General features: G+C 66.6%; 14 protein-coding genes and 1 tRNA gene. All 15 read left to right on the top strand.

All coding sequences use genetic code 11. The features are described 5' to 3' along the window. The first annotated feature begins 161 nt into the window (after positions 1 to 161). Positions 162 to 234 (top strand) — tRNA-Trp (locus tag ACZ4WH_RS00705). Between the two features lie 106 nt (positions 235 to 340). Then, positions 341 to 628: a preprotein translocase subunit SecE gene (gene secE, locus ACZ4WH_RS00710; RefSeq protein WP_014674349.1), complete on the top strand. Its 288-nt coding sequence runs from the start codon at positions 341 to 343 to the stop codon at positions 626 to 628. 80 nt (positions 629 to 708) lie between these two features. After that, positions 709 to 1,566 carry a transcription termination/antitermination protein NusG gene (nusG, locus tag ACZ4WH_RS00715; RefSeq protein WP_468174825.1) on the top strand — a complete coding sequence of 286 codons (858 nt, stop codon included), beginning with the start codon at positions 709 to 711 and terminating at the stop codon, positions 1,564 to 1,566. Between the two features lie 168 nt (positions 1,567 to 1,734). Beyond that, on the top strand, positions 1,735 to 2,169 hold the full coding sequence (gene rplK / locus ACZ4WH_RS00720) for a 50S ribosomal protein L11 (RefSeq protein WP_014674351.1): 435 nt from the start codon (positions 1,735 to 1,737) through the stop codon (positions 2,167 to 2,169). A gap of 100 nt (positions 2,170 to 2,269) precedes the next feature. Beyond that, a complete protein-coding gene (gene rplA / locus ACZ4WH_RS00725; RefSeq protein ID WP_468174828.1) occupies positions 2,270 to 2,995 on the top strand; it encodes a 50S ribosomal protein L1 in 726 nt (241 codons plus the stop codon). 165 nt (positions 2,996 to 3,160) lie between these two features. Beyond that, entirely contained in the window at positions 3,161 to 4,081 is a 921-nt protein-coding gene (locus ACZ4WH_RS00730) for an SCO4651 family lipoprotein (protein ID WP_468174831.1), read from the top strand. A 476-nt stretch (positions 4,082 to 4,557) separates the two neighbouring features. Then, a complete protein-coding gene (rplJ, locus tag ACZ4WH_RS00735; protein WP_356336851.1) occupies positions 4,558 to 5,088 on the top strand; it encodes a 50S ribosomal protein L10 in 531 nt (176 codons plus the stop codon). Positions 5,089 to 5,199: 111 nt separating this feature from the next. Next, a complete protein-coding gene (gene rplL, locus ACZ4WH_RS00740; RefSeq protein WP_467392524.1) occupies positions 5,200 to 5,589 on the top strand; it encodes a 50S ribosomal protein L7/L12 in 390 nt (129 codons plus the stop codon). 549 nt (positions 5,590 to 6,138) lie between these two features. After that, positions 6,139 to 9,624 (top strand): DNA-directed RNA polymerase subunit beta, encoded by a 3,486-nt coding sequence (gene rpoB / locus ACZ4WH_RS00745; protein WP_468174835.1) that lies wholly within the window; start codon positions 6,139 to 6,141, stop codon positions 9,622 to 9,624. 99 nt (positions 9,625 to 9,723) lie between these two features. Next, complete coding sequence (locus tag ACZ4WH_RS00750) at positions 9,724 to 13,623, top strand: DNA-directed RNA polymerase subunit beta' (protein WP_468174838.1); 3,900 nt, start codon at positions 9,724 to 9,726, stop codon at positions 13,621 to 13,623. 554 nt (positions 13,624 to 14,177) lie between these two features. After that, positions 14,178 to 14,549: a 30S ribosomal protein S12 gene (gene rpsL, locus ACZ4WH_RS00755; protein ID WP_003948652.1), complete on the top strand. Its 372-nt coding sequence runs from the start codon at positions 14,178 to 14,180 to the stop codon at positions 14,547 to 14,549. A gap of 2 nt (positions 14,550 to 14,551) precedes the next feature. After that, entirely contained in the window at positions 14,552 to 15,022 is a 471-nt protein-coding gene (rpsG, locus tag ACZ4WH_RS00760) for a 30S ribosomal protein S7 (protein ID WP_003998848.1), read from the top strand. Positions 15,023 to 15,061: 39 nt separating this feature from the next. Continuing rightward, positions 15,062 to 17,188, top strand: coding sequence for an elongation factor G (gene fusA / locus ACZ4WH_RS00765; protein WP_468174841.1), 2,127 nt, complete (start codon positions 15,062 to 15,064; stop codon positions 17,186 to 17,188). 156 nt (positions 17,189 to 17,344) lie between these two features. Continuing rightward, positions 17,345 to 18,538, top strand: a complete 1,194-nt coding sequence (tuf, locus tag ACZ4WH_RS00770) for an elongation factor Tu (RefSeq protein ID WP_030601270.1) — start codon at positions 17,345 to 17,347, stop codon at positions 18,536 to 18,538. Between the two features lie 136 nt (positions 18,539 to 18,674). Then, the gene (locus ACZ4WH_RS00775) at positions 18,675 to 19,427 is read left to right on the top strand and encodes a hypothetical protein (RefSeq protein WP_468174844.1); all 753 of its coding nucleotides are present in this window, start codon (positions 18,675 to 18,677) and stop codon (positions 19,425 to 19,427) included. Positions 19,428 to 19,496 lie beyond the last annotated feature (69 nt).

Genomic DNA, 19,496 nt, shown 5'->3' on the forward strand with positions numbered 1-19,496 from the left:
GGCCAGGACGATCTTTGGTCACGCGGCCCTGGACGGGCACTTTCTGTTCGACGCCGGGCGCCGGACCACGTACACTCTCACCTCGTTGGCCTTCAGCAGCCGCCGCCGAGCCGGTGCACACCGAGCATCCGGTCGGATGCGGTACGTTGGGGGGCACACAAAGGGTCGTAGCTCAATTGGTAGAGCACCGGTCTCCAAAACCGGCGGTTGGGGGTTCAAGTCCCTCCGGCCCTGCTACACACACCGCCAGGATGTGTGCGCATGTACGTACAGCAATGCACCGCCGTGCGGCTCAGAAACCGGGCGCGGCACGGCCACGACCCGGGATCAGGTGAGGATTATGACGGACGCCGTGGGCTCCATCGACACGCCTGACGCCCAGGACGAGGTCTCCGAGTCCAAGAAGAGGGCTCGCAAGGGCGGCAAGCGCGCCAAGAAGGGCCCGCTCAAGCGTCTGGCCACCTTCTACCGCCAGATCATCGCGGAACTCCGCAAGGTCGTCTGGCCCTCGCGCAACCAGCTGACCTCGTACACCACCGTGGTGATCTTCTTCGTCGCCATCATGATCGCCCTGGTGACCGTGATTGACTATGGGCTCAACCACGCGGCCAAGTACGTCTTCGGCTGAGCCAAGAGCGAAGGGCGCCGTGGTACCGGCGCCCGTTTTCGCATGTTCCACCCCTATGTATCCAGGAAGAAGCAGCCATCGTGTCTGACCCGAACCTGAACGACGACGCCACCGAGCCCCGCGGGCTGGCTGCCGAGACGGTGGACGACGAGCTCGACATCGTCGAGGGCGCGGACGAGCAGGACGAGTTCGAGGCTGCCGAGGCCGAGGCGGGTGAGCCGGCCGAGGAGGCCGCCCTGCACGCCGAGGACGAAGAGGCCGACGAGGCCGACGAGGAGTCCGCTGTAGCGGAGGCCGCCGAGGAGGAGCCGGCCGCTCCGGTGGACCCGGTCGAGGCCCTGCGCGAGGAACTGCGCACCCTGCCCGGCGAGTGGTACGTCATCCACACCTACGCCGGCTACGAGAACCGCGTGAAGACCAACCTGGAGCAGCGCGCCGTCTCGCTGAACGTCGAGGACTACATCTTCCAGGCCGAGGTGCCGCAGGAAGAGGTCGTCCAGATCAAGAACGGCGACCGCAAGACGATCAAGCAGAACAAGCTGCCGGGTTACGTCCTGGTCCGCATGGACCTGACCAACGAGTCGTGGGGCGTCGTCCGCAACACCCCGGGCGTCACCGGCTTCGTCGGCAACGCCTACGACCCGTACCCGCTGACCCTGGACGAGATCGTCAAGATGCTTGCCCCGGAGGCCGAGGAGAAGGCCGCTCGCGAGGCCGCCGAGGCCGAGGGCAAGCCCGCCCCGCAGCGCAAGGTCGAGGTCCAGGTGCTGGACTTCGAGGTCGGCGACTCGGTCACCGTCACCGACGGCCCGTTCGCCACGCTTCAGGCGACCATCAACGAGATCAACCCCGACTCGAAGAAAGTCAAGGGCCTGGTGGAGATCTTCGGCCGCGAGACGCCGGTCGAGCTCTCCTTCGACCAGATCCAGAAGAACTAGTTCTTTCTGGACGTACCGCTTCCGAACAGGTCAGGCGGGCTGCTACAGCCGGTCTGACCTGCTCGGTTTTCAGCCGCGCATCTATACCCGTTATCGTTGTGCGGTATGCCTGCGTCCGGGTGGTCCCCGGGAGCGGGCAGGACCCGAACCGAAAGGACCCGGAGAGCTATGCCTCCCAAGAAGAAGAAGGTCACGGGGCTCATCAAGCTCCAGATCCAGGCCGGCGCCGCCAACCCGGCTCCGCCGGTCGGCCCGGCGCTGGGTCAGCACGGCGTCAACATCATGGAGTTCTGCAAGGCCTACAACGCCGCGACCGAGTCGCAGCGCGGTTGGGTCATCCCGGTGGAGATCACGGTCTACGAGGACCGCTCCTTCACCTTCATCACCAAGACGCCGCCGGCCGCGAAGATGATCCTCAAGGCCGCGGGCATCGAGAAGGGCTCCGGCGAGCCGCACAAGACCAAGGTCGCCAAGATCACCGAGGCGCAGGTCCGCGAGATCGCCCAGACCAAGATGGCCGACCTGAACGCGAACGACCTGGACGCCGCCGCGAAGATCATCGCCGGTACCGCGCGCTCCATGGGCGTCACGGTCGAGGGCTGACCTCAACCCCCCAGCAGTCATGCGGCCGTAGCCGGTCGCACGTGGCAGGGCCTGCTCGGCCCAGGGACCACGACTCCTTCAGAACACACAGGAGCAAGTTGTGAGCAAGCGCAGCAAGGCTCTCCGCGCTGCGGACGCCAAGGTCGACCGGGAGAAGCTGTACGCCCCGCTCGAGGCCGTCCGTCTGGCCAAGGAGACCTCCACGACCAAGTTCGACGCCACCGTCGAGGTCGCCTTCCGTCTGGGTGTCGACCCGCGCAAGGCCGACCAGATGGTCCGTGGCACCGTGAACCTTCCGCACGGCACCGGCAAGACCGCCCGGGTCCTGGTCTTCGCGACCGGTGACCGTGCTGCGGCCGCGGAGGCCGCCGGCGCCGACATCGTCGGCTCCGACGAACTGATCGACGAGGTGGCGAAGGGCCGTCTGGACTTCGACGCCGTCGTCGCCACCCCGGACCTCATGGGCAAGGTCGGCCGCCTCGGCCGCGTCCTCGGCCCGCGTGGTCTGATGCCGAACCCGAAGACCGGCACCGTCACCCCCGACGTCGCCAAGGCCGTCACCGACATCAAGGGCGGCAAGATCGAGTTCCGCGTCGACAAGCACTCGAACCTGCACTTCATCATCGGCAAGGCGTCCTTCGACGACTCCAAGCTGGTGGAGAACTACGGCGCCGCGCTGGAGGAGATCCTCCGTCTGAAGCCGTCCGCCGCCAAGGGTCGCTACATCAAGAAGGCCGCCATCACCACCACGATGGGCCCCGGCATCCCGGTCGACCCGAACCGCACCCGTAACCTCCTCGTCGAGGAGGACCCGGCCGCCGTCTGAGCCCTCGGCTCAGCCCGGTAGCCGCGTCAGGTACGCGTAAGAAAAGGGCGGGCCCTGGAACCTCGAAGGTTCCGGGCCCGTCCTTTCTTTGTGCGACCTTTCGCACGACTGTCAGTGGCCTGGCTTACGGTGCAGGCACAGGACACGCATTAGGGGTGGGAGTAGATGATGAGCACGACCGTGCGCCGGGCGGCCCTTTCCACAGCGGTGGTGGCCGCGCTGACCGGAGTGGCCGCGTGCGGCTCCTCCGACTCCGGCAAGGACGGCGGTGACAAGGCGGCCGGCAAGACCGCGACGCATGTCAGCCCCATCGCCGCCCTGCGCTCCGCCGAGAAGTCCACCGACAAGGCCGACTCGGCCAAGGTGCGCTCCACCACGTCCATCGGCGACCTGATGTCGATGACCGCGAACGGCGCCCTCACCTGGGGCGACGGCCTCAAGGGCAACCTCACCATCACCTACACCGGCGGCCAGATGGCCGAGCTGATGAAGAAGGCCGGCACGCAGTCGATGGAGGCCCGGTATCTGCCGGACGCCTACTACGCGCACATGAGCGACACCTACGCCCAGCAGGCGGGCGGCGGCAAGCACTGGATCAAGTACTCCTACGACGACCTCGCCAAGCTCGGCGGCGCCTCCGGTTCGTACATGAAGGACCAGATCCAGAACGCCACGCCGAACCAGTCCGTGAAGATGCTGCTGGCCTCCGGCGACGTCAAGAAGGTCGGCGAGGAGACGATCTCCGGCGTCCACACCACGCACTACTCGGGCACGCTGAACGTCGCCGACCTCGCCGGCAAGACCAGCGACCTCAGCGCCGAGCAGCTGTCGGCCCTGAAGAAGCAGCTCAGCCAGGCCGGCGTCACCACCGACACCGTCGACATCTGGATCAACGACCAGGACCTGCTGGTCAAGAAGACCGAGAAGGCCGACACGGCCAACGGCGCCATGGTCAACACGACCTTCTACACCGACTACGGCGTGAAGGTCACCGCCGAGGCGCCCCCGGCCGGCGACACCAAGGACTTCGCGGACATGCTGAAGTCCGGCGGCACGCTGACGGGCGGCACCGGCGCCGCCTCCTGACCCGGCGGCCCTTCACAGAGCCGTCCGTCCCGCAGGGCCCCTGAGGCGCGCTCAGCGTCCCTCGGGGGCGGGGGGGCTTGCCCGCCACGGCCCGCAGCCACGGCCTGCCTGCTACGGCCCGCCGCCACGGCCCGCAGCCACGGTTCGCCCTGCCCCCGCCGGGCGCCTGCCTGCCCCGGCCGGACCGGTCCCAAACGGTCGATTTGCTCGACGGAGCCCTCGTCCCGTACTCTCTTCCAGAAGCCAAAGACCGCTGGTCGTTGCCGTGCGCTCGAACGAGGGTGCGGTGGCCGAAGGATCCGCTGAAAAGTGGACGACCCGCGCAGGTGTCAGTGGAAGAACTCCCGGAGTGCGCGCGCCGAGCGCGTGTACAGCCGGTCGAGTCCGCCCCGTGCGCCTGCGCCGGGGCGTTTCGTTTCCCCAGTCCTCCTTCGGGTCCGCGCGGTCCGAATCACCCGGAAGGAGGCCGAGGCTCTATGGCGAGGCCCGACAAGGCTGCCGCGGTTGCGGAGCTGACGGACAAGTTCCGCAGCTCCAACGCCGCCGTGCTGACCGAGTACCGCGGTCTCACCGTGGCGCAGCTCAAGACGCTGCGCCGGTCGCTCGGTGAGAACGCCCAGTACGCCGTGGTGAAGAACACGCTGACCAAGATTGCGGCCAAGGAGGCCGGGATCACGCTGGAGGACCAGCTCTTCGCTGGCCCGACGGCCGTCGCCTTCGTCACCGGTGACCCGGTGGAGTCGGCGAAGGGTCTGCGTGACTTCGCCAAGGACAACCCCAATCTCGTCATCAAGGGCGGTGTCCTTGACGGCAAGGCGCTGTCCGCCGACGAGATCAAGAAGCTTGCGGACCTCGAGTCCCGCGAGGTTCTGCTCAGCAAGCTGGCCGGTGCCTTCAAGGCGAAGCAGTCCCAGGCTGCCTCCGTCTTCCAGGCGCTGCCGTCGAAGCTCGTCCGCACCGTGGACGCGCTGCGCGCCAAGCAGGCCGAGCAGGGCGGTGCCGAGTAATTCGGCTCGCTTTCTGACCCGCACGACGAGCGCGGGTCGCAGCGGGCCGACGTACGCCCGCCTTACCCAGTACATCCGGCACCTGCCGATTTGAGTGGAAGGACCGCCATCATGGCGAAGCTCAGCCAGGAAGACCTGCTCGCCCAGTTCGAGGAGATGACCCTCATCGAGCTCTCCGAGTTCGTGAAGGCCTTCGAGGACAAGTTCGACGTCACCGCCGCCGCTGCCGCGCCGGTCGTCGTCGCCGGTGGTGCCGCTGGTGGCGCCGCCGCCGAGGCCGAGGAGGAGAAGGACGAGTTCGACGTCATCCTCACCGGCGCCGGCGAGAAGAAGATCCAGGTCATCAAGGTCGTGCGTGAGCTGACCTCGCTGGGTCTGAAGGAGGCCAAGGACCTCGTCGACGGCACCCCGAAGCCGGTCCTCGAGAAGGTCAACAAGGAGCAGGCCGACAAGGCCGCCGAGGCCCTCAAGGGCGCCGGCGCGTCCGTCGAGGTCAAGTAAGACCTTCGCGACCGTCGAAACGGCCCCCTAGGGCTGTAACGCGAACGCACCGAAGGGCGATCATCCATCCGGGTGGTCGCCCTTCGGCGTTCCCCGGGGTCCGGCCTGGGCTGCCTTGCACCTCTGTTCGTGAGGGGTAAGGTGATCTTCGTCGTGTCTCCCGATGCTCCGGTTCCGGCAAGGAACCCTTGACGAACCGCACGCAGCGCGCAATTCTCAGGACGCGTCGTCACAAGGATCCGAATCCGAGGCATGGATCGGCGACGAAGAGGGCAGTATGAACGTGCGTTGAGGGCAGGCATGCCGAGGGCGTTGAAGAGGGCGTTGAGGACAACGAGGGTCTTCGAAAACCCGCACTGGACATCAGTGTGCCAAGTGGCTACACTGACCCTTTGCGCTGCCTGTTAGCTGTCCCCTGCCCGTCACCAGGGGTCTGCCCTCACTCGAGCACAGTCGACCGAACCCCCCTGACCTGGGGTCTCCGTCCCTGTGTACGGGAGAGGGACCGGTACGCGCGTAGTGAGTCCGAGCCCTCGGAAGGACCCCCTCTTGGCCGCCTCGCGCACTGCCTCGACCGCGAATACGAACAACGGCGCCAGCACCGCCCCGCTGCGCATCTCCTTTGCAAAGATCAAGGAGCCCCTCGAGGTTCCGAACCTGCTCGCGCTGCAGACCGAGAGCTTTGACTGGCTGCTCGGCAACACCGCCTGGCAGACTCGGGTCGAGGAGGCTCTGGAGAACGGTCAGGACGTCCCCACCAAGTCCGGTCTGGAGGAGATCTTCGAGGAGATCTCTCCGATCGAGGACTTCTCCGGGTCGATGTCGCTGACGTTCCGGGACCACCGCTTCGAGCCGCCCAAGAACTCGATCGACGAGTGCAAGGAGCGCGACTTCACGTACGCCGCCCCGCTCTTCGTCACCGCCGAGTTCACCAACAACGAGACCGGCGAGATCAAGTCCCAGACCGTCTTCATGGGCGACTTCCCGCTCATGACGAACAAGGGCACCTTCGTCATCAACGGCACCGAGCGTGTCGTGGTGTCGCAGCTGGTCCGTTCCCCCGGTGTCTACTTCGACTCCACCATCGACAAGACGTCCGACAAGGACATCTTCTCCGCCAAGATCATCCCGTCCCGGGGTGCCTGGCTGGAGATGGAGATCGACAAGCGCGACATGGTCGGTGTCCGCATCGACCGCAAGCGCAAGCAGTCGGTCACCGTGCTGCTGAAGGCGCTCGGCTGGACGACCGAGCAGATCCTTGAGGAGTTCGGCGACTACGAGTCGATGCGCGCCACCCTGGAGAAGGACCACACCCAGGGCCAGGACGACGCGCTGCTCGACATCTACCGCAAGCTGCGTCCGGGCGAGCCCCCCACGCGTGAGGCCGCGCAGACGCTGCTGGAGAACCTCTACTTCAACCCCAAGCGCTACGACCTCGCCAAGGTCGGCCGCTACAAGGTCAACAAGAAGCTGGGTACGGACACCCCGCTGGACGCGGGCATCCTGACCGTCGAGGACATCATCGCGACGATCAAGTACCTGGTGAAGCTGCACGCCGGCGAGACCGAGACCACCGGTGACAACGGCGAGACGGTCGTCGTCGAGACGGACGACATCGACCACTTCGGCAACCGTCGTCTGCGCAGCGTCGGCGAGCTCATCCAGAACCAGGTCCGCACGGGTCTGGCGCGTATGGAGCGTGTCGTCCGCGAGCGGATGACGACCCAGGACGTCGAGGCGATCACGCCGCAGACCCTGATCAACATCCGGCCGGTCGTCGCCTCCATCAAGGAGTTCTTCGGCACCAGCCAGCTGTCCCAGTTCATGGACCAGAACAACCCGCTGTCGGGTCTCACCCACAAGCGCCGTCTGTCGGCTCTTGGCCCGGGTGGTCTCTCCCGTGAGCGGGCCGGCTTCGAGGTCCGTGACGTGCACCCGTCGCACTACGGCCGTATGTGCCCGATCGAGACGCCGGAAGGCCCGAACATCGGTCTGATCGGCTCGCTCGCCTCCTACGGCCGGGTCAACGCGTTCGGTTTCGTCGAGACCCCGTACCGCAAGGTCATCGACGGCCAGGTCACCGACGAGGTCGACTACCTGACCGCCGACGAGGAGGACCGCTTCGTCATCGCGCAGGCCAACGCGCCGCTGACCAGCGACCTCCGTTTCGAGGAGAGCCGCGTGCTCGTCCGCCGTCGTGGCGGCGAGGTCGACTACGTCGGCCCCGAGGACGTGGACTACATGGACGTCTCGCCGCGCCAGATGGTGTCGGTCGCGACCGCCATGATCCCCTTCCTGGAGCACGACGACGCCAACCGTGCCCTCATGGGCGCGAACATGATGCGCCAGGCCGTTCCGCTGATTAAGTCGGAGGCCCCGCTCGTCGGTACCGGCATGGAGTACCGCTCCGCCGTCGACGCCGGCGACGTCGTCAAGGCCGAGAAGGCCGGTGTGGTCCAGGAGGTCTCCGCGGACTACATCACCACCGCCAACGACGACGGCACGTACATCACGTACCGCCTGGCCAAGTTCGCCCGCTCCAACCAGGGCACCTCGGTCAACCAGAAGGTCATCGTCAACGAGGGCGACCGGATCATCGAGGGCCAGGTCCTCGCCGACGGTCCGGCCACCCAGAACGGTGAGATGGCCCTCGGCAAGAACCTGCTCGTGGCGTTCATGCCGTGGGAGGGTCACAACTACGAGGACGCGATCATCCTGTCGCAGCGCCTCGTGCAGGACGACGTCCTCTCCTCGATCCACATCGAGGAGCACGAGGTCGACGCCCGTGACACCAAGCTCGGCCCCGAGGAGATCACCCGGGACATCCCGAACGTCTCCGAGGAGGTCCTCGCCGACCTCGACGAGCGCGGCATCATCCGTATCGGCGCCGAGGTCATCGCCGGTGACATCCTCGTCGGCAAGGTCACGCCCAAGGGTGAGACCGAGCTGACCCCCGAGGAGCGCCTGCTCCGCGCGATCTTCGGTGAGAAGGCCCGTGAGGTCCGTGACACCTCGCTGAAGGTGCCGCACGGCGAGACCGGCAAGGTCATCGGTGTGCGCGTCTTCGACCGCGAGGAGGGCGACGAGCTGCCGCCGGGCGTGAACCAGCTGGTCCGCGTCTACGTCGCGCAGAAGCGCAAGATCACCGACGGTGACAAGCTCGCCGGCCGTCACGGCAACAAGGGTGTCATCTCCAAGATCCTGCCGATCGAGGACATGCCGTTCCTGGAGGACGGCACCCCGGTCGACATCATCCTGAACCCGCTGGGTGTGCCGTCCCGAATGAACCCGGGACAGGTCCTGGAGATCCACCTCGGCTGGCTCGCCAGCCGCGGCTGGGACGTCTCCGGCCTCGCGGAGGAGTGGGCCCAGCGTCTCCAGGTCATCGGCGCCGACAAGGTCGAGCCCGGCACCAACGTCGCCACCCCGGTCTTCGACGGTGCCCGCGAGGACGAGCTGGCGGGTCTGCTCCAGCACACCATCCCGAACCGGGACGGCGAGCGCATGGTGCTCCCGACCGGTAAGGCGCGGCTGTTCGACGGCCGTAGCGGTGAGCCGTTCCCGGACCCGATCTCGGTCGGCTACATGTACATCCTGAAGCTGCACCACCTGGTCGACGACAAGCTGCACGCCCGCTCGACCGGTCCGTACTCGATGATCACCCAGCAGCCGCTGGGTGGTAAGGCCCAGTTCGGTGGCCAGCGGTTCGGTGAGATGGAGGTGTGGGCGCTGGAGGCTTACGGCGCCGCGTACGCCCTCCAGGAGCTGCTGACCATCAAGTCCGACGACGTCACCGGCCGCGTGAAGGTCTACGAGGCCATCGTCAAGGGCGAGAACATCCCTGAGCCCGGCATTCCCGAGTCCTTCAAGGTGCTCATCAAGGAAATGCAGTCCCTGTGCCTCAACGTGGAGGTGCTGTCCTCGGACGGCATGTCCATCGAGATGCGCGACACCGACGAGGACGTCTTCCGCGCAGCGGAGGAGCTCGGTATCGACCTGTCCCGGCGCGAGCCGAGCAGCGTCGAAGAGGTCTGACGGGAGTCCGGCGGGGCCCTGACCCACAAGGGCCCCGCCGACCCCCAGGCCCCCGTTTCAGACCACAGACTTAACGACCCTGAGAGGGATTGACGCATAGTGCTCGACGTCAACTTCTTCGACGAGCTCCGGATCGGCCTGGCCACCGCTGACGACATCCGTCAGTGGAGCCACGGCGAGGTCAAGAAGCCCGAGACCATCAACTACCGCACCCTCAAGCCCGAGAAGGACGGACTCTTCTGCGAGAAGATCTTCGGTCCGACCCGGGACTGGGAGTGCTACTGCGGCAAGTACAAGCGCGTCCGCTTCAAGGGCATCATCTGCGAGCGCTGCGGCGTCGAGGTCACGCGCGCCAAGGTGCGCCGTGAGCGGATGGGCCACATCGAGCTGGCCGCTCCCGTCACGCACATCTGGTACTTCAAGGGTGTCCCCTCGCGCCTCGGCTACCTGCTGGACCTGGCGCCGAAGGACCTCGAGAAGGTCATCTACTTCGCCGCGTACATGATCACGTACGTCGACGAGGAGCGCCGTACCCGCGACCTGCCCTCCCTGGAGGCGCACGTCTCGGTCGAGCGCCAGCAGATCGAGAACCGCCGGGACGCCGACCTGGAGGCCCGCGCCAAGAAGCTCGAGGCCGACCTGGCCGAGCTGGAGGCGGAGGGCGCCAAGGCCGACGTGCGCCGCAAGGTGCGCGAGGGTGCCGAGCGCGAGATGAAGCAGCTGCGCGACCGCGCGCAGCGCGAGATCGACCGCCTCGACGAGGTGTGGAACCGGTTCAAGAACCTCAAGGTCCAGGACCTGGAGGGCGACGAGCTGCTCTACCGCGAGCTGCGTGACCGCTTCGGCACCTACTTCGACGGCTCGATGGGCGCCGCGGCGCTTCAGAAGCGCCTGGAGTCCTTCGACCTGGAGGAAGAGGCCGAGAGGCTCCGCGAGATCATCCGCACCGGCAAGGGCCAGAAGAAGACCCGTGCCCTGAAGCGGCTGAAGGTCGTCTCCGCGTTCCTCCAGACCTCCAACAGCCCCAAGGGCATGGTCCTGGACTGCGTCCCGGTCATCCCGCCGGACCTGCGTCCGATGGTGCAGCTGGACGGTGGCCGCTTCGCGACCTCCGACCTGAACGACCTGTACCGCCGTGTCATCAACCGCAACAACCGCCTGAAGCGCCTTCTCGACCTCGGTGCCCCCGAGATCATCGTGAACAACGAGAAGCGCATGCTCCAGGAGGCCGTCGACGCGCTCTTCGACAACGGCCGTCGTGGTCGCCCGGTCACGGGCCCCGGCAACCGTCCGCTGAAGTCGCTGTCCGACATGCTCAAGGGCAAGCAGGGTCGCTTCCGTCAGAACCTGCTCGGTAAGCGAGTCGACTACTCGGCGCGTTCCGTCATCGTCGTCGGCCCGCAGCTGAAGCTGCACCAGTGCGGTCTGCCCAAGGCCATGGCGCTGGAGCTGTTCAAGCCGTTCGTGATGAAGCGCCTGGTCGACCTGAACCACGCGCAGAACATCAAGAGCGCCAAGCGCATGGTGGAGCGCGGTCGCACCGTCGTGTACGACGTCCTCGAAGAGGTCATCGCCGAGCACCCGGTGCTGCTGAACCGTGCGCCCACCCTGCACCGCCTCGGCATCCAGGCCTTCGAGCCGCAGCTGGTCGAGGGCAAGGCCATCCAGATCCACCCGCTCGTCTGCACCGCGTTCAACGCGGACTTCGACGGTGACCAGATGGCCGTGCACCTGCCGCTGTCCGCGGAGGCGCAGGCCGAGGCCCGCATCCTGATGCTGTCCTCGAACAACATCCTCAAGCCGGCCGACGGCCGTCCGGTGACGATGCCGACCCAGGACATGGTCCTCGGTCTGTTCTTCCTCACCACCGACGGCGAGATGCGGGACGTCAAGGGCGAGGGCCGCTCGTTCGCGTCCGTGGCCGAGGCGATCATGGCGTTCGACGCCGGCGAGCTGTCGCTCCAGTCGCGCGTGGACATCCGCTTCCCGGTGGGCACCATCCCGCCGCGCGGCTGGACCCCGCCGGCGCGCGAGGAGGGCGAGCCGGAGTGGCAGCAGGGTGACAGCTTCCGGCTGAACACCACGCTGGGCCGCGCGCTCTTCAACGAGCTGCTGCCGGAGGACTACCCGTTCGTCGACTACGAGGTCGGCAAGAAGCAGCTCTCCGAGATCGTCAACGACCTCGCCGAGCGCTACCCGAAGGTCATCGTGGCGGCGACGCTCGACAACCTGAAGGCGGCCGGCTTCTACTGGGCGACCCGTTCCGGTGTCACCGTGGCCATCTCCGACGTCGTCGTTCCCGAGGCGAAGAAGGAGATCGTCAAGGGCTACGAGGCGCAGGACGAGAAGGTCCAGAAGCAGTACGAGCGCGGTCTGATCACCAAGGACGAGCGCACGCAGGAGCTCATCGCGATCTGGACCAAGGCGACCAACGAGGTCGCCGAGGCGATGAACGACAACTTCCCGAAGACCAACCCGATCTTCATGATGGTGAACTCGGGTGCGCGAGGCAACATGATGCAGATGCGTCAGATCGCCGGTATGCGTGGTCTGGTGTCGAACGCGAAGAACGAGACGATCCCGCGTCCGATCAAGGCGTCGTTCCGTGAGGGTCTGTCCGTGCTGGAGTACTTCATCTCCACGCACGGTGCCCGTAAGGGTCTGGCGGACACGGCTCTGCGTACCGCCGACTCGGGTTACCTGACCCGTCGTCTGGTCGACGTCTCGCAGGACGTCATCATCCGCGAGGAGGACTGCGGCACCGACCGTGGCCTGCGGCTGCGGATCGCCGACCGTGCCGCCGACGGCACGCTGCGCAAGACGGAGAACGTCGAGACGTCCGTGTACGCGCGCTGCCTCGCCGAGGACATCGTGGTCGACGGCCAGGTGCTGGCCCCGGCCGGCACCGACCTGGGCGACGTCCTCATCGAGGAACTGGTCGGCCGTGGCGTCGAGGAGGTCAAGACCCGCTCGGTCCTGACCTGCGAGTCCGCCGTCGGTACCTGCGCGATGTGCTACGGCCGCTCGCTGGCCACCGGCAAGCTGGTCGACATCGGTGAGGCGGTCGGCATCATCGCCGCCCAGTCCATCGGTGAGCCCGGTACCCAGCTGACGATGCGTACCTTCCACACCGGTGGTGTGGCCGGTGACGACATCACCCAGGGTCTGCCGCGTGTCGTCGAGCTCTTCGAGGCCCGTACCCCGAAGGGTGTCGCCCCGATCTCCGAGGCCTCCGGCCGGGTCCGGATCGAGGAGACCGAGAAGACCAAGAAGATCGTCGTCACCCCGGACGACGGCAGCGACGAGACGGCGTACCCGATCTCGAAGCGTGCCAAGGTCCTGGTCCGCGAGGGCGACCACGTCGAGGTGGGCCAGCAGCTCACCGTGGGTGCCACCAACCCGCACGACGTGCTGCGCATCCTGGGTCAGCGTGCCGTCCAGGTCCACCTGGTCGGCGAGGTCCAGAAGGTCTACAACTCGCAGGGTGTGTCGATCCACGACAAGCACATCGAGATCATCATCCGGCAGATGCTGCGCCGCGTGACGATCATCGAGTCCGGCGACGCCGAGCTGCTGCCCGGCGAGCTGGTCGAGCGCTCCCGCTTCGAGCAGGAGAACCGTCGTGTGGTCCAGGAGGGCGGTCACCCGGCCTCCGGTCGTCCGCAGCTGATGGGTATCACCAAGGCCTCGCTGGCGACGGAATCCTGGCTGTCGGCCGCCTCCTTCCAGGAGACGACCCGAGTCCTGACGGACGCGGCGATCAACGCCAAGTCCGACAGCCTCATCGGCCTCAAGGAGAACGTCATCATCGGTAAGCTCATCCCGGCCGGTACGGGTCTGTCCCGCTACCGCAACATCCGGGTCGAGCCGACCGAGGAGGCCAAGGCCGCGATGTACTCGGCCGTCGGCTACGACGACATCGACTACTCGCCGTTCGGCACGGGCTCCGGCCAGGCCGTGCCGCTGGAGGACTACGACTACGGTCCGTACAACCAGTAAGGCGTACGTCCACTGAAGGGCGGCCACCTCACGGGGTGGCCGCCCTTCGGCGTTGTCCGGGTCGTCTGTGTGACCTCGCTGGGGGCCGGGCGCGGCTGGACGGCGAAGAAGGCCGCCATGGCGCCCACGGCCACGGTCAGGGGCGACAGGGAGCCGAGCCACCAGCCTGCCGGGAACGGGCACAGCACACGGCTCCAGGGGGCCGCAGGGCGCGGCACGGCCGAGCGCCGGCGAGCGTCCGGGATGTCGCCCACATCACGGATTCGAAGATCACCTAGGGTACGGGGACTTGACATTCCTCGCAGGGCGAGGCGTCCGGACCCCATTTGTTTTGACCGCAGCGAATGAGGTAGGTACGCTCAGACCTTGTGCCTGGGGTGTGCCCTGGCTCCTGTGCGTGCCTGCAAACCGCATGGCGAGCCGTGACCGGCCACCGTAATCTGCGCCCTTTTCGCCTTGCGGCGGGAGTCTGGCGGATTCGACACACCCGACCGCGTGGGTCGGCGACGTTCCAGGTTAGCTGTACCCATCGGCACACAGAAACCGGAGAAGTAGTGCCTACGATCCAGCAGCTGGTCCGCAAGGGCCGGCAGGACAAGGTCGAGAAGAACAAGACGCCCGCACTCGAGGGTTCCCCTCAGCGTCGCGGCGTCTGCACGCGTGTGTTCACGACCACCCCGAAGAAGCCGAACTCGGCCCTCCGCAAGGTCGCGCGTGTGCGTCTGACCAGCGGCATCGAGGTCACCGCTTACATTCCGGGTGAGGGACACAACCTGCAGGAGCACTCCATCGTGCTCGTGCGCGGCGGCCGTGTGAAGGACCTGCCGGGTGTTCGCTACAAGATCATCCGCGGCTCGCTCGACACCCAGGGTGTCAAGAACCGCAAGCAGGCTCGCAGCCGTTACGGCGCCAAGAAGGAGAAGTAAGAATGCCTCGTAAGGGCCCCGCCCCGAAGCGCCCGGTCATCATCGACCCGGTCTACGGCTCTCCTCTGGTGACCTCCCTGATCAACAAGGTGCTGCTGAACGGCAAGCGCTCCACCGCCGAGCGCATCGTCTACGGCGCCATGGAGGGCCTGCGCGAGAAGACCGGCAACGACCCGGTCATCACGCTCAAGCGCGCTCTCGAGAACATCAAGCCGACCCTCGAGGTCAAGTCCCGCCGTGTCGGTGGCGCCACCTACCAGGTGCCGGTCGAGGTCAAGCCCGGCCGTGCCAACACCCTGGCGCTGCGCTGGCTGGTCGGTTACTCCCGCGCCCGTCGCGAGAAGACCATGACCGAGCGTCTCCTCAACGAGCTTCTCGACGCCTCCAACGGCCTCGGTGCGGCCGTGAAGAAGCGCGAGGACACCCACAAGATGGCCGAGTCCAACAAGGCCTTCGCGCACTACCGCTGGTAGTCGCTACCCACATCGAGACCGAGAGAAGACTGAAGCCTTATGGCTACCACTTCACTTGACCTGGCCAGGGTCCGGAACATCGGGATCATGGCCCACATCGACGCGGGCAAGACGACCACCACCGAGCGGATCCTGTTCTACACCGGTGTGTCTTACAAGATCGGTGAGGTCCACGACGGCGCTGCCACCATGGACTGGATGGAGCAGGAGCAGGAGCGTGGCATCACGATCACCTCTGCTGCCACCACCTGTCACTGGTCGCTGGCGGACGTCGACCACACCATCAACATCATCGACACGCCGGGTCACGTCGACTTCACCGTCGAGGTGGAGCGCTCCCTGCGTGTGCTCGACGGTGCTGTCACGGTGTTCGACGGCGTCGCCGGCGTTGAGCCCCAGTCCGAGACGGTGTGGCGTCAGGCGGACCGCTACGGCGTTCCGCGTATCTGCTTCGTCAACAAGCTCGACCGCACCGGTGCCGAGTTCCACCGCTGTGTCGACATGATCTCCGACCGCCTGGGCGCGCAGCCGCTGGTCATGCAGCTGCCGATCGGTGCCGAGGCGGACTTCAAGGGCGTCGTCGACCTGGTGACGATGAAGGCCCTGGTCTGGTCGGCCGAGGCGACCAAGGGCGAGATGTACGACACCGTCGACATCCCCGCCACGCACACCGAGGCCGCCGAGGAGTGGCGCGGCAAGCTGGTCGAGGCCGTCGCCGAGAACGACGAAGAGATCATGGAGCTGTACCTGGAGGGCGAGGAGCCCACCGAGGAGCAGCTGTACGCCGCGATCCGTCGTATCACCATCGCGTCCGGCAAGGGCACCGGCACCACCGTCACCCCGGTGTTCTGCGGCACCGCGTTCAAGAACAAGGGCGTCCAGCCCCTGCTCGACGCGGTCGTGCGCTACCTGCCGTCCCCGGTCGACATCGAGGCCATCGAGGGCCACGACGTCAAGGACCCGGAGACGGTCATCAAGCGCAAGCCGTCCGACGACGAGCCGCTGTCCGCGCTGGCGTTCAAGATCATGAGCGACCCGCACCTGGGCAAGCTCACCTTCGTCCGCGTGTACTCCGGCCGCCTGGAGTCCGGCACCGCCGTGCTGAACTCCGTCAAGGGCCGCAAGGAGCGCATCGGCAAGATCTACCGCATGCACGCCAACAAGCGTGAGGAGATCGAGTCGGTGGGCGCCGGTGACATCGTCGCCGTCATGGGCCTGAAGCAGACCACCACCGGTGAGACGCTGTCCGACGAGAAGAACCCGGTGATCCTGGAGTCCATGGACTTCCCGGCGCCGGTCATCGAGGTCGCGATCGAGCCCAAGTCCAAGGGTGACCAGGAGAAGCTGGGTGTCGCCATCCAGCGTCTCGCGGAGGAGGACCCCTCCTTCCAGGTGCACACCAACGAGGAGACCGGCCAGACCGTCATCGGCGGTATGGGCGAGCTGCACCTCGAGGTGCTGGTCGACCGGATGAGGCGCGAGTTCAAGGTCGAGGCCAACGTCGGCAAGCCGCAGGTCGCGTACCGCGAGACCATTCGCCAGAAGGTCGACAAGGTCGAGTACACCCACAAGAAGCAGACGGGTGGCACCGGCCAGTTCGGTCGCGTCATCATCTCGATCGAGCCGATCGAGAGTGGCGACATGGCGTACGAGTTCGTGAACCAGGTCACCGGTGGCCGTATCCCGAAGGAGTACATCCCTTCGGTGGACGCCGGTGCGCAGGAGGCCATGCAGTTCGGTATCCTCGCCGGCTACGAGATGACCGGTGTCCGGGTCATCCTGCTGGACGGTGCCTACCACGAGGTCGACTCCTCCGAACTCGCCTTCAAGATCGCCGGTTCGCAGGCCTTCAAGGAGGCCGCGCGCAAGGCCAAGCCCGTGCTGCTCGAGCCGATGATGGCCGTCGAGGTCACCACGCCCGAGGACTACATGGGCGAGGTCATCGGCGACATCAACTCCCGCCGTGGCCAGATCCAGGCCATGGAGGAGCGGGCTGGTGCCCGCGTCGTGAAGGGCCTCGTGCCCCTGTCGGAGATGTTCGGCTACGTCGGCGACCTCCGCAGCAAGACGTCGGGTCGCGCAAGCTACTCGATGCAGTTCGACTCCTACGCCGAGGTTCCGCGGAACGTCGCCGAGGAGATCATCGCGAAGGCCAAGGGCGAGTAACGCACCGCGTTCACACGCCGTAGGCTTGACTCCGGAGCCTCCAGGGGCAAACGTCCGCAATCGTGAGCGTTTGCCCCGGGTTCCGGGCCTTTACAGCAAAGATCACCTGGCGCCGATGAAGTAAGGCGTACAGAACCACTCCACAGGAGGACCCCAGTGGCGAAGGCGAAGTTCGAGCGGACTAAGCCGCACGTCAACATCGGCACCATCGGTCACATCGACCACGGTAAGACGACCCTCACGGCCGCCATTACCAAGGTGCTGCACGACGCGTACCCGGACCTGAACGAGGCCACCCCGTTCGACAACATCGACAAGGCTCCTGAGGAGCGTCAGCGCGGTATCACCATCTCCATCGCGCACGTCGAGTACCAGACCGAGGCGCGTCACTACGCCCACGTCGACTGCCCGGGTCACGCGGACTACATCAAGAACATGATCACCGGTGCCGCGCAGATGGACGGCGCGATCCTGGTGGTCGCCGCGACCGACGGCCCGATGCCGCAGACCAAGGAGCACGTGCTCCTGGCCCGCCAGGTCGGCGTTCCGTACATCGTCGTCGCCCTGAACAAGGCCGACATGGTGGACGACGAGGAGATCCTGGAGCTCGTCGAGCTCGAGGTCCGTGAGCTCCTCTCCGAGTACGAGTTCCCCGGCGACGACGTCCCGGTCGTCAAGGTCTCCGCGCTCAAGGCCCTCGAGGGCGAGCAGGAGTGGGTGGACTCCGTCCTCAACCTGATGAAGGCCGTCGACGAGTCGATCCCGCAGCCGGAGCGCGACGTCGACAAGCCGTTCCTCATGCCGATCGAGGACGTCTTCACCATCACCGGTCGCGGTACGGTCGTCACCGGCCGTATCGAGCGTGGTGTCCTCAAGGTCAACGAGAACGTCGACATCATCGGCATCAAGACCGAGAAGACCTCCACCACGGTCACCGGCATCGAGATGTTCCGCAAGCTGCTCGACGAGGGCCAGGCCGGTGAGAACGTCGGTCTGCTCCTCCGTGGCATCAAGCGCGAGGACGTCGAGCGCGGCCAGGTCATCATCAAGCCGGGCTCGGTCACCCCGCACACCGAGTTCGAGGCGCAGGCCTACATCCTGTCCAAGGACGAGGGTGGCCGCCACACGCCGTTCTTCAACAACTACCGTCCGCAGTTCTACTTCCGTACGACGGACGTGACCGGCGTGGTGACCCTCCCCGAGGGCACCGAGATGGTCATGCCGGGTGACAACACCGAGATGAAGGTGGAGCTCATCCAGCCCGTCGCCATGGAAGAGGGCCTGAAGTTCGCCATCCGTGAGGGTGGCCGCACCGTGGGCGCCGGCCAGGTCACCAAGATCGTCAAGTAGGTTCCGCTTGCTTGAGGGCTTGATGACTTGAGGGTCAGTGCCTGACCCGAAGGTCTCGACCTGCGAGAGGCCCGTACGACTCCGGTCGTACGGGCCTCTTCGTATGTCCCGCCCGGCACCGCATACGGTTCTCCGGGTGAGGAAGAGGACCTTGATACACGCGGGGCTCCAGGCCGTCGTCCCCTGGCTGGCCGTGGCGGCCGTGGTGATCACCATGGCCTGGCAGCAGGGCCTGTTCTCCTGGGGCGCCTCGGCCGCGTCGGGCCCGGCCCGCACGATCGCGCTGCCGGGAGGCGGTTTCTCCGACGGCGGCCGGTGCGGGGCCAAGGACTATCACTACTTCCCGCTGCCCGCGTCCGCGTCCGCACCTCCCGCGGCGCAGTCCACCGCCCCGACGCCCGGCCCGCAGCTCGTACTCGGCTCCTACGGCTACGAGAAGCTGCCCCGCGCCCCCGGCCGCTTCACCATCGGCCTGCTCTTCGCACCGGGCCCAAAGGGGTCACTGGAACTGTCGCGGACCCTGGGCGGCGAGGGTGTCGCCGTCGAGATCGAGGGCCCGGACGGACTGGTTGGCGGCGCGCACGGCCTGCCCGTCACCTGGGATTCCGCCACGAAGTCCGGCACCGGTGACGGTGCCGAGGTGTCCCTGCCGCTGGACGCGCTGTGCCCCGGTCAGGACGCGAAGGACGTGATGAAGGCGCTTCAGGCACCGACCGACTCCTCGAACACCATCACCGGAGAGCCGGCCTACACCCTGACCGTGTCGGTGCGTGATCCGGGTATCGGGGCGCAGCGCAGGTCGATCGGCCTCCCGCTGGGCGGCAACCTGCTCAGCGCGAACAATCTGGTGCCGGAGGACGGCTTCATGCTCGCGGGCGCGGCGTACTGACGGCTTCGAAACTATTCGGCGCGTACGACCCGTTCCCCCCGTCCCTGCCTCCCCCCACTATTTGTCATG

Source organism: Streptomyces sp. NPDC029138, from assembly GCF_055564375.1.